7 protein-coding genes are annotated in these 11715 nt (G+C 59.9%); 1 reads left to right on the top strand and 6 read right to left on the bottom strand.

Features of this window, described 5'->3' with window-relative positions:
- The first annotated feature begins 97 nt into the window (after positions 1 to 97).
- On the top strand, positions 98 to 2026 hold the full coding sequence (locus OHL21_RS02915; RefSeq protein WP_263415741.1) for a PAS domain S-box protein: 1929 nt from the start codon (positions 98 to 100) through the stop codon (positions 2024 to 2026).
- A gap of 172 nt (positions 2027 to 2198) precedes the next feature.
- Here OHL21_RS02915 and OHL21_RS02910 read toward each other — a convergent pair whose 3' ends face one another.
- The 6 genes from OHL21_RS02910 to OHL21_RS02885 form a co-directional block, all read right to left on the bottom strand.
- Positions 2199 to 2690: a TlpA family protein disulfide reductase gene (locus OHL21_RS02910; protein WP_263415740.1), complete on the bottom strand. Its 492-nt coding sequence runs from the start codon at positions 2688 to 2690 to the stop codon at positions 2199 to 2201.
- 368 nt (positions 2691 to 3058) lie between these two features.
- Positions 3059 to 6157 carry an efflux RND transporter permease subunit gene (locus OHL21_RS02905; protein ID WP_263415739.1) on the bottom strand — a complete coding sequence of 1033 codons (3099 nt, stop codon included), beginning with the start codon at positions 6155 to 6157 and terminating at the stop codon, positions 3059 to 3061.
- Positions 6154 to 7452, bottom strand: a complete 1299-nt coding sequence (locus tag OHL21_RS02900) for an efflux RND transporter periplasmic adaptor subunit (protein ID WP_263415738.1) — start codon at positions 7450 to 7452, stop codon at positions 6154 to 6156. Before OHL21_RS02900 ends, OHL21_RS02905 begins: the two co-directional genes overlap by 4 nt.
- Positions 7452 to 8789, bottom strand: coding sequence for a TolC family protein (locus tag OHL21_RS02895; RefSeq protein WP_263415737.1), 1338 nt, complete (start codon positions 8787 to 8789; stop codon positions 7452 to 7454). The genes OHL21_RS02900 and OHL21_RS02895 overlap by 1 nt, the downstream gene beginning before the upstream one ends.
- A gap of 469 nt (positions 8790 to 9258) precedes the next feature.
- Positions 9259 to 10341: a zf-HC2 domain-containing protein gene (locus OHL21_RS02890; RefSeq protein ID WP_263415736.1), complete on the bottom strand. Its 1083-nt coding sequence runs from the start codon at positions 10339 to 10341 to the stop codon at positions 9259 to 9261.
- Positions 10342 to 10395: 54 nt separating this feature from the next.
- Positions 10396 to 11328 (bottom strand): sigma-70 family RNA polymerase sigma factor, encoded by a 933-nt coding sequence (locus OHL21_RS02885; RefSeq protein ID WP_263415735.1) that lies wholly within the window; start codon positions 11326 to 11328, stop codon positions 10396 to 10398.
- Positions 11329 to 11715: the final 387 nt, after the last annotated feature.

The raw sequence follows: 11715 nt of genomic DNA, 5'->3' as shown, positions 1-11715 counted from the left end.
CTTCCAGCGCCGAGTATGACCGGAACTCTCTCGCTCACAAAGGGTTATATGACACTATACTGTTTGTCCATAAAGCACGAGGAGCGCGAAACCGTTGTTGAGTCAGACTGAAGGTTCCTCAAAGAGCGAAACTCGATGGCCATTCACCGGTGGCGCCATGGCGGAAGCGATTCGCACCTTCAATTGGTCTTCCACCGAACTTGGTCCGATTGACACGTGGCCGGCCGGCCTTCTCTTTGCCATCGACATGATGCTGGGCTGCGCCTTCCCGGCAACGCTGCAATGGGGGCGCAACCTCATTCTTTTCTATAACGACGCGTATATTCCTCTGGTCGGCACGCATCATCCGCACGCCCTGGGGCAGCCGCTGTTATCGAGCTTTCCTGAGATCAGCACGATCTACGCCCCCTTCGCACAGCGTGTGTGGAACGGCGAGCGCATCGTCCTGGAAGACCAGCTCTTTCACTACACCCGCAACGACGTCCCCGAAGACCGGTGGTTCAATCTCTCCTACAGCCCTGTTCACGATCGCGATGGAAGCGTCTGCGGCATTCTTACCATTGGCCTGGAGACCACCGCGAAAGTGCTGGCGGAGATGGCGCGATCTACAGCCGACATCCGCCTAAAGCGCATTCTGGAGACCGACGCCGTCGGCGTTATCTTCTTCGATTACACCGGGACCGTCGTCGACGCCAATGATGTCTTCCTTCGTATGGTCGGCTACTCCAGGGCCGAGATCGAAACCCGTACCATCACCTGGCGGACAATGACTCCGCCGGAGTGGGTAAGGGCCAGCGAAGAGCAGATGGAGAAGCTCGAGCAGACCGGACGCATTGGCCCGTACGAAAAGGAGTACATGCTGAAGGACGGCAGCCGGCGATGGATGCTCTTTACCGGACGTGATCTGGGCGACAACCGGATCGTTGAGTACGCCATCGATATCACCCGCCGCAAAGAGGCGGAAGCCGCCACCCAGGCCATGGAAGAACGCTTCCGCGCCCTGGTTGAGGCAAGCTCCGATGTGATCTATCGCATGAGTCCAGACTGGAAGGAGATGCGGCAGCTTCAAGGGCGGGACTTTCTTGCCGACACGGCAGAGCCGGAGAGGACCTGGCTGGATAAGTACATCCACCCGGAAGACCAGGCTTTCGTCTGGGCATCGATTCAGCAAGCCATCAAGCACAAGAAGATCTTCCAACTGGAGCATCGCGTCCTGCAGGCCGATGGAACCATCGGTTGGACTTTTTCCCGCGCGGTTCCGCTCTTCAACAAAGGTGGAGAGATCATCGAGTGGTTCGGCGCCGCCAGCGATGTCAGCGCTCGGAAACGGGCCGAAGAGGCACTGTTGCGCAGCGAAAAATTGGCGACACTGGGCAGGCTGGTGGCCTCGATCGCGCACGAGATCAACAACCCTCTCGAAGCGATGTCGAACCTTATCTACCTGGCGCATCGCAGCGAAGGTCTTCCCGAAGAAGCCCGGGAGTTGCTGGAACTGGCCGATGCCGAGTTGAAGCGCATTGCGCATATCACCCGGCAGTCACTTGGCTTCTATCGCGAATCCAACATTCCGTCCGACACCTCGGTGACGCAACTACTGGAGTCGTCCATCGACCTGCTTCGCGGAAAGATCAATACCCGCCACGCAATGATCGACTTCCGCTTGAAGGACGACATTACCGTCAAGGCTGTTGCCGGCGAGCTGCGACAGGTCTTCTCCAACCTGCTGGCGAATGCGCTGGACGCTCTCGATACCGGCGGCCAGATCACCATCCGGGCAACACGCCGCGCCGGAAAAGACGGCCCCTATGTCAGCATCCTCTTCCTGGATACCGGACGCGGTATCCCTCTTGAGACACAGCATAAGATCTTCGATCCCTTCTTCAGCACCAAGGGCCACCTCGGGACCGGTCTTGGCCTGTGGGTGACCAAGCAGATCGTCGATAAGCATCGTGGATCGATCCGCGTGCGGAGTCGCATTCTGCCGCCGACGACTGGCACCGTGTTTCAGATCACGTTGCCTGCGTGAGGTCCCTTTTGTCTTTCCCCGTCTGGGTGCCCCACCCTCGCGGAGCTAGGGTGGGCGGGTAGCCACAAATCTTCACACCCTAGCGTTGCGAGGGTGGGGCACCCGAATGGTATAGACCGTATTAAAACAAAAAGCCGGTCTGCAATGCAGACCGGCCTTCTTCCTTGTGTTCCTACAGAAGTGACTGGATTGTCTTCTCGAAGTCTTCCTTGTTGCCGAAGCCCTGTTTCACTGCACGGATCTTTCCCGTGCGGTCGATCAGATAGGTAACTGGCAAGGCATCCGTGATGCCATACGCCGCAGCGGACTTCCCCTTGTTCACACCCATGGGATAGGTGACCTTCAGTTTGCGGGCGACCGGCCCGGCAACCTTCCATCCACCTTCATCCATGGAGACACCAAGGACTACAAATCCCTTGTCCTTGTACTTCTGCGAAAACTCTTCGAACCACGGCATCTCGACTCGACACGGAGCACACCACGTCGCCCAGAAGTTGAGCAGAATCACCTTGCCCTTGTACTGCGACAGGTTGATGGTCTGCCCGGACTCCGAAGCGACCGAAAGTGCGGGAGCCATCTTGCCCACCGGCAAGGGGTCCGCAAAAAACGGCTGCGCGGAAGCGAATGTGAGGGCTGCGAGAACTGCCAAACGAAGGAGTTTCATCGTATGTCTATTGTAGATGTCGTGGTGCACGGCATGTCTTTCGTTTGTCATTTCGCAGCGACCGAAGGGAGGAGAAATCTGCTTTTACCATCTATCCCAGCCCGGGTGCCCCACATCGGGGTCCCCAGCCAGCTTTGCTGGCAGGGGTGAAAGCCTCACAACGTTAGGGTGGGTAAGGAAGCGACGGATTTATAGAGCGGGCCTTCAGCCCTTCTTCATCCTTTCGGCCTGATACCTGGGGCGTTGCCCCAGGCTGGTATAGAACGCGCCTTCAGCGCTTTAATCGGAGACGCCACCGATTCGCGCGGAGCGCGAATGCCCCCGAGGGACACCACCCCCGGACATGGGGAACCCAGTGTATCGCTACTCTAAGCCTGCGCTGCCTCTTCATGACGATGCGCGGTTAGCAGGTAATAGACCACTGGTGTCACGATCAAGCTCAACAGCATCGAGATCACCAGGCCGCCAATCACTGAAATCGCCAGCGGCTGCAGCATCTGCGAGCCCGAGCCCAGTGCGAAGGCCAGCGGCAGCATGCCACAGATCGCTGCTGTCGCTGTCATCAGGATCGGACGCAGCCGGCGCTGTGCCGCGTGCAGCATCGCGTCATAGGGCGAGCCGCCTTCGCGGCGGTAGCGTTCGTCGGCATCGAGCAGCAGGATGCCGTTCTTCGCCACGATGCCGATGACCATGATCAAGCCCATGAACGAGGCGACATTGAAGGTCGTCTTCGTCACCAGCAGCGCCAGCACTACACCCGAGATCGATAGAACGGAAGAAGTCAGAATGGCGATCGGCGCATACAGATTGCGGAACTCCATCAGCAACACACCGAAGACCAGTGCGAGCGAGAGCAGCAACACCTGCAGCAATTGATGGAACGACTGCTGCTGTTCCTGGTAGGTTCCGCCGTACTCGATACGCACGGACGACGGCAGATGCATGGCATCGACCGTCTCCCGCACGCGTGCGATGGCGCTGCCGAGATCTGTCCCTTCAAGCTGTGCTGTCACCACGACGAGTCGTTGCAGGTTCTCGCGCCGGATCTGGTTCTGGGGCGGAAGCTGCGTCACCTGCGCCAACGATCCGAGTGTGGCCAGTTTGCCGGTTGCGCTGTTGAAGACCGTGTTCTGCATCGTATCCAGCGACCTGCGAGTCTCGTCGCCCAGGCGCACACGGATGGTGTATGGCCTGCCGTTCGCGATCAGCGGATCGGTCGTGTTCACACCATCGAGGATCGAGGTCGCGTCTTCAGCAACCTCCTGCGGCGTGAATCCCAGGCGGGCGGCCACAACCGGATCGACCTGAAAGTTGGTTCCGGAACCGCTGATCGTATTCTCGATGCCATTCTCCACGCTGACAACACCGGGAATCTTACTGATGGCGTCGCCAACACGCGGCGCAACATCGTCCAGCACGGCGAAGTTATCGCAGAAGAGCTTGATCTGGATCGGCTCCGGCGCATTCGACAGATCGTTGATCATGTCCTGCAGCACCTGGATGAACTCCACATCCAGCTCCGGCTCAGCCTTCTTGATCTGAGCGCGTGCATCGGCAATCACCTCGTCGATGCCGCGGTCCCGGTTCTTCTTCAGCTTCACGGTCATGTCGCCCGTGTTCGCCTCCGTCACCGCGGCCAATCCCATTTGGAGGCCGGTGCGCCGTGAGGTGCTCTCCACCTCCGGCATGGAGTGCAGGATGCGGTTCACATGCTCCAGTACTCGATTCGTCTCGGTCAATGAACTGCCCGCGGGCATGATGTAGTCCAGGATGAAGCCGCCCTCATCCATCTCCGGCAACAGGTCAGAACCCAGGGCGCGATAGCCGGCGTACGTGCCCACCACGAGCAGGCCGCAGATGGCCAACAGCATCGCAGGACGTGCGAGCGACCATGTCAGCACACGGTGATGCGCAGCAATGACACGCGTCATCAGCTTGCCGTGATGCTCTTCGTGACGCTTCTCTTCCTGGCCGTTCTTACGATCGCGCAACAAAGCCAGGCTAAGCGCCGGAGTCCACGTAACAGCCAGGAGCAGTGAGGTCAGCAGCGCCACCGTCATCGTGATAGCGAGAGCGCGGAAGAAGCTTCCCGTCACACCCGTGACCGAGACGAGTGGGAGAAAAACGACGACGGGCGTAATGGTGGAGCCCACCAGCGGAGCGGAGATCTCCTTCAGCGCAAGCCGCGCGGCGCTGGCTCGCGACTCGCCGGTATCGCGGTGCAGCACGATATTCTCCACCACCACGATCGCATCATCGATCACCAGGCCGATGGCTGCCGCCAGACCGCCCAGCGTCATGAGGTTGAAGCTTTGGCCAATGGCCCACAGCACCAGCACCGTGATCGCGACGGTCACCGGAATCACCAGACCGGCTACCAGTGACGAACTCCAATCTCCAAGGAAGAGGAACAGAATCACGCAGGCCAGCAGCAGGCCAATCATGATGGCGTCGCGCACGCTGCGGATGCTCTCGCGCACCAGCTCTGCCTGGTCGTAGTAGAGCTTCATCTGCACGCCGGCCGGCAGGTTCTTCTTCAACTGCTCTACCTGTGCAGCCACAGCATCAGCTACTGCAACCGTATTGCTCGCAGGCTGCCGCGTGATGTTCATCAACACTGCAGCTCGGTTGTCGGCCGTTACCGTTGTATACACGGGCAACACACCCGGCTGCACCGTCGCGACATCGCTCACACGCACTGCGGCTCCGCTGGCAGTCGCCTTCACCACCAGGCGCCCAAGCTGGTCAGCATCATGCGCCTGCGCTCCAACCAGGCCGAGGATGAGCTGATGGTTCTCCTCATACAGTCCAGGTGAGTCGACGATGTTCGAGGCCTGCACCGCATTCACGATATCCAGGATGGTGACGTTGGTCGCCTGCAGCCGCGCCATGTTGGGAACGATGTGGAACTCCGGCACCTTACCGCCCTGCACCGTGACCATACTGACGCCGGCCACACGGTTCAACGGCGGCTTCAACGTATAGGTTGCCAGCTCCCACAGCTCGGTCTGCGACAACGTATCGGAGGTGAGGCTATAGCCGATGATGGGAAAGGTGGCAAAGGTCAGACGATTGGTGGTAATGACGGCCGTTGCCGGCAGTGTCTGCCGCACCTTGCTCAGCGCCGCATCTACGAGTTGCAACGTGCGGAACATATCCATGTTCCAGTCGAAGAACAGGCTCACCTCAGCCGATCCGCGGCTGGTGTTGGAACGTACGGTCGCCAGACCCGGGACCGCATTCATCGCGTCCTCAATTGGCTTGGTGATGGTGACCTGCATCTGTTCCACCGGCATGACGCCGTTGTCTACGCCGATTACGACACGCGGAAAGTTTGTCTCCGGAAAGACACTGATCGGCACCTTCTGTGAAGCATAGATACCGGCCAGCGACAGCACGATCAGAAAGAAAAAGATCGACGAGCGATACCGCTCAAGCCAGAACGGCTTTTCCTGTTCGGAGCTCATTCCTTCTCGTCTCCCTCATCCGCTTTGCCGATCTTTACCTTGGTGCCCTCTTCCAGCGCATAGGCTCCGTTGGTGACGACGGTCTCTGAACCGTTCAAGCCCTGCGTGATCTGTATGTCCTCGCCATCGGTAATACCGGTCTGTACCTTCACCTTGTGCGCGGTGCTGTCGGCCTTGACCACCATTACGGATTTCCCACCATCCTGTGCTGTGATCACCGCTGCTACAGGAACCTTTACGGCCTGGGGAACCGAGCGGCCTGCAATCGCGACCCGTACCGGCGTACCCGCCTTATACTTTCCGGCCGCGTTGTCGACACGCAGCCATACTTCGACGGTTGTGCTGCCCGGATCGACCGCGGGACTGATAAGCGTCACCTTCGCAGGCACGGGGTCGGTCACACCCGGAATCATGATCTGCGCTTCATTGCCCAGAGCCAGACGCTGCACCACGATCTGCGCGAGATGCACCTTGGCGATCAGCGCTGAGGTATCCATGACCGTAATCAGCGGAGAACCCGCGGTTACCGTCTCGCCGGGAAAGAGAGGACGATCGGTCACCACGCCGGAGATGGGGCTACGAATCTCCGAGTAGGAGACCTGTGCAGCGGCGGCCTGGTACTTGCCCTCCGCCGACGAAAGCTGTCCCTCAGCCGACTTCAACGAAGCGGTGCGGTTTACCTTCTTCACCGAGTTCAGATGGTTGGCCGCGACGTCATACGCGGCCTGGGACTGCACCAAGGCAGCAACCGCAGTGTCATAGTCGCGGCCCGGAATTGCTCCCTCTTCGAAGAGCTTTTTGCGCGCTGCAACAATCTCCTGTTGCAGCTTGAGCTGTGCCTGCGCCTGGGCCACATCCAGCTCTGCCTTGGCGGCATCCTCGGGCACCTGCGACTTAGTCTGCATCTCGTAGGTTGCCTGCGCGGAGGTGAACTGTCCCTTGGTATCGAGCGCCTGCGCCGCCAGATCACGGTTCTCCAGTACGGCTAGCAACTGACCCTCTTTCACCTTTGATCCACGCTGTACGTAGAAGGTCTTTACCGGCGCGGAGATCTTGGGCGAGATCGCCGCCTGGGAAAGCGGTGAAAGCGTGGCGTCGGCCATGATGCGCTCGGAGATCTCTCCCGTTTCCGGCTTCTCTGCTTCTACCGCCACCAGAGTCTGCGCTTCGGCATCGGCAGCCTTATTCTTACAACCGCCAAGGCTCAGGGTAACGGTCATCGCCAGCACCGGAATGCACCCGGCCCATGCCAGCGTTCGTGATGTGTTCTCAAACAATCGTGCCGTGTTCTTCATTACAGGGTTCCTGTCAGGATCTGAAGTGCGGACAATGCGCTCTCATAGCGCACAACACCGTCGGCCTGGGCCGTCTGAGCGGTAAGCAAAGCGTTCTGCGCATCGACGACCTCCAGCACCGTGGACTCACCCGCCGCATACCGCAGCCGTGTCAGCCGAAGACTTTCGGCTGCCGTCTGTGCGCTTTGCTCCAGCAGCGCCAGCTGATTGCGCGCCGCCGCGGCTTCGGCATAACTCTCTTCCAGATTCGCGATCAGCCGGCGCTGTGCCGAAGTCAAACCGACCTTCGCGACGTTGCGCTGAATCTGGCTTTGCTGAATCCTCTTCTGCGTTGAGAACCAGTCCCACACCGGAATATCCAGCGTTCCACTGATGGAGTAGCCAAGGTTCCGCACACCATCCGGACCATGTTTGGCAAACTGTGGAGCGTCGAGACCATAGGTGAAGTTGAGACCGAGGTCGGGCAGATATCCAGCCCTGGCCGAACGCACACTGGCGTTGGCTGCCGCCAGGTCAGCGAGCGCACTGCGGATCTCAGGATTATTGGTCGAGGCAAGCTTGTTCACCTCGTCACGCGTCGGCAGCTCCGGCGGGTTCTGAGGAGCGTCCGTTACATAGGGTGTACGCGGATCCGGAAAGAGCAGCACGGCGAGCTCCAGCCGCGCCTTATCCGCGGCGAGCTTCGCATCGGCGATATCGCGCTGACGGCCCTGCAATTGCAATTGTGCCTTCACCACATCAGCGCGCGCCACCTCGCGGCCGGCCTCACGCTTCTGCGTAATCTCAGCGAAGTTCTGCGCCTCGGCCAGGGCTTCCTCCATAAGAGTCTGCTTTCGTGCAGCCACGTAGACCATGTAGTACAGGTTCACGACTGCACTTACCAGACCGCGGCGCGCAACCTCCGCTTCTGCCTGCGCGCGAGCCGCAACGGCAGACGCTACCTGAGCGTCGGCAATTCCCTTCAGACCAATGGTCTCGTTGATTACGGCCTGACTGGTGTACTCATGCACAGCATTGTTGGCGATGAAGATCGGCGATGCCTGCGTTCCGGCCTGTCCGCCCTGATTGGTCTGGCCATTGGGCTGGGTGTAAAGCGTCTGGTTGTGATAGGTCGCTGAAGGCAGCAGCGCTGCCTTTGCCAGATAGCTGTCAATCTTCGCGGACCGCCCGGCCGCAACGGCTGCGGCAAAAATCGGTTCATTCGCCTGTGCTCGGCGAATGGCCTCGGTCAGCGTGATCTTTTCCGGCTGCGGGTCCTGTGCCCGACTTACCGGCGCTACAGAAAGCAGCAAGGCGGCACTGACCATGTAGCCACCTGCCCGACACACTCGAATCATGTCACCTACTTTAGTGGAACAACCTTAATGAGGGCTGAACGATCTACCAGACTGGATTTGGGCTTTTCCGTCCCGCATGAAACCTCAGTAAAAATGGACTGCTCTGCAACTGGATGCCCGGACGATTGCAAAGCGGGGTTCCGGTGGACTTGGTTCGCGACGGTGGGAGCCGAGGCTTTATTTTCTTTGTCTGACAGGAAAAGATCCGGGACTTCAAAAAGCCCGCTCTAGAATTCGGTGGCTTCCTGCCCACCCTAACGTTGTGAGGCTTTCACCCCAGCCAGCAAAGCTGGCGGGGACCCCCGAGGTGTGGCACCCGGGTGAAGAAAATGAGAGAAGCAGATTTCTCGGCTATCGCTGCGAAATGACAAACAAAAACCGTTCGAGCTTCGCTCGAATACCCATGTCCCGGAGGGACAACACCCCAACGAACAAAAGTTCGTTGGGGACCCCGGCACCGGTGCATGGGTTACTGCAAACTCTTCTCCAGTTCGCGGGGCAGGTCGGAGTTCGGATTCTCTCGTGCGAGCTGCTCCAGCTGCTGCATTGCAAGCCGCGTCAAACCGGCCTTGCGATACAGTGCTGCCAATAACAGATGCGCTTGCGGATTCGCTGCATCGATCTTCGCCTGCGTCTCCTGCGGAATCGTCACGAAACGCGCCTCTGCCGCCGGCGGTCGAGGAGCCTGCACCTCGCCCTTCGGTGTCGACGCCCGCACTACCCAGGTGTAGGTTTTGCCTGAGTCCAGCGGCTTCTCCGGTCGCCACGAAGTTGCCTGCAAGACGCCTGATCCGGCGACACGCTGGAAGTCTTCGCTGTAGATCTCGACGCGATACGCAGTCGCTCCTGGTAGTGCCTGCCAGCGGAACTCCGGCTGCGCCAGAGCATATTCATTGGCTGGGCCAACCAGAGCAAAGCTGCTCTCTGCATCAGCCGCGCCACGCAGCTTGCTTTCGGCGGCAGCCTGCAGCGCAGGCACACCCGGCGCGGGCAGACGATGATCCTGCAGGACTGCCGCCAACACCGCCGTCTGCTCCGAAGAGAGACCTCCGGGCACGCCCAAGCTTCCATCCGCATGCAATTGCAACTCACCGCCGGCATCGTGCAGCGAGGCAATCGTCTCCCCCGTGCGCGTACGGTGACGTCCGGCAATACCGATCAACACCGCGGCGAATGACACCGCCGCGGCAACCGCCAGAAGCCAGGTTGGGAGCAGAGGCTTCTTTTTCGCTATAGGAGTGGTTACAGCGGCGGCAGCCGGAGCAGCCTGCAGTACGCTGTTCACCTCATCGCGGCACTGCGCACACTCTTCGAGGTGCGTCTTTGCATCATGGGTCAGGTGGCTGAAGCCCATCGCGGCCAGGCCGATCTCATCCTCGGAGAGATGCACGGCGCCATCCTCGCCCAGCAGATCTTCCGGAATCTCCGGCTGGCCGACGGCGTGGCGGCACGACTCGCACTCCTGCAGGTGATCGCTCACCTCCAGCGACTCCAACGGCGCGAGGTCGCCACGGCGGAAGGCCGCGAGCGCGCTTTGCGAAGGATGGTTCATGGTTCTTATCTTCCCTGTGGTTCCAAATCCTGCATTTATTACTGTCGACCGAAACTATTCCCGTGCCAGCCTTCGCCGCAATCTCTCGCGCGCGCATTTCCTCAAATTAATTACCTGTTGCCGGGTCAGGCCCATCCGCTCCGCGATCTCCAGATCGCTCAACGGCAGGCGCCGCCAAAGCGCGGCAAACTCTTCCGCATCGATTCCCGTGAGTGCCGCGATCTGGCGAAGCGTCGCCGTTCCCGTCAGCACCAGCATCGCGGTTGCGCACTCCCCATCTGCGGCGCGCAGATTCAGCAGCAATGCCGCTGCCTGACGCGAGGGAAGTTCACGCAGTTGAGCCCACAGGCGCTGGAGCTCTCTACGGCTCTGCATCGCGGCGACCGGTGAGACCGCGTCCGACGGGATGTCCACCTCTTCTACTGTCTCCGCCTCATCGCGCACGCCCCACAACACCGCGCAGAACCGCGCGAGCTCATTGAACCGCACAGGAGCCTCCGCCTGCCGGAAGATCCTGGCGAACGCCTCGCCGGTGGCTATATCCCCGGGTACAACCAAACCGTCCAGCCCACCGGAAGGCGGTGCGTCTTTCCCTTCATCTTCGCGCCAGCCGCAGACCCATTCGAACTGTGCGTTCTGCCAGAGGGCGAACCGGGGATCCTGCCGCAACTGATACCGCATGCGCGCCCGCAGCCGGTGAAACGCAGGATGACGTCGCCGCAGCCACGCGCTGCACATTCGCCGGGCGATGCCGGCAGCATATGCCTCGGGATCGACGACCTGCTCCCTCTGATCTTCGGTTTTGGCCAGAATTGAGGCGACCGCGTCGGAGACGACGTCTTCCATATCTTCTGCCTGAGCCGCCCGCCAACGCGACATCTCCGACCGGACTACCACCTCAACCCGCCGCAGGACTTTATCGGATAGTTCCCACGTCTCGGGTCCCATCTCCACAGCTTCGAGTTTGGCCGGACGAGGTGCAGTCATTCGTCGAAATTTTATCGAATCGGCGTTGGGTTCGCGCGAATGGGCGTTGAAGGCGCGTACGTTGGAATAGAAGTAGCGCGCACAGCGCGACCATTTCGCACCGGAAGGGTGCGAATGCCTTGCTTAAGGGGACGGCTTTAAGCCGTCCCAATTACCAGCCTAATCCTAATAAGGAAGCGGCTTCAGCCGCTGAGGGCGTGTATCGGAGAAGATTCGGGATGGATAGAGTGACCTCAGCGGCTGAAGCCGCCGTCTGTGGGCCATGTGCAGCCTGGAAGATAGGTAACAGTTTAGACCGGGCAGATGGGTAACACTTTTTGCTCGGTAGGTTTATGAATGTGAGCCATTTTTTTGTCTCAGGTAGTGGTGGAGGCGGTGGGAATCTGG

This window comes from Terriglobus albidus (assembly GCF_025685425.1).
GTDB lineage: Bacteria > Acidobacteriota > Terriglobia > Terriglobales > Acidobacteriaceae > Terriglobus > Terriglobus albidus.
This window is presented reverse-complemented; position numbering and strand designations above follow the sequence as displayed.

Coding starts and splice junctions, on each gene's coding strand:
- OHL21_RS02910 (WP_263415740.1), bottom strand. CDS start 2,690: ATGAAACTCCTTCGTTTGGCAGTTCTCGCAGCCCTCACATTCGCTTCC.
- OHL21_RS02905 (WP_263415739.1), bottom strand. CDS start 6,157: ATGAGCTCCGAACAGGAAAAGCCGTTCTGGCTTGAGCGGTATCGCTCG.
- OHL21_RS02900 (WP_263415738.1), bottom strand. CDS start 7,452: ATGAAGAACACGGCACGATTGTTTGAGAACACATCACGAACGCTGGCA.
- OHL21_RS02895 (WP_263415737.1), bottom strand. CDS start 8,789: ATGATTCGAGTGTGTCGGGCAGGTGGCTACATGGTCAGTGCCGCCTTG.
- OHL21_RS02890 (WP_263415736.1), bottom strand. CDS start 10,341: ATGAACCATCCTTCGCAAAGCGCGCTCGCGGCCTTCCGCCGTGGCGAC.
- OHL21_RS02885 (WP_263415735.1), bottom strand. CDS start 11,328: ATGACTGCACCTCGTCCGGCCAAACTCGAAGCTGTGGAGATGGGACCC.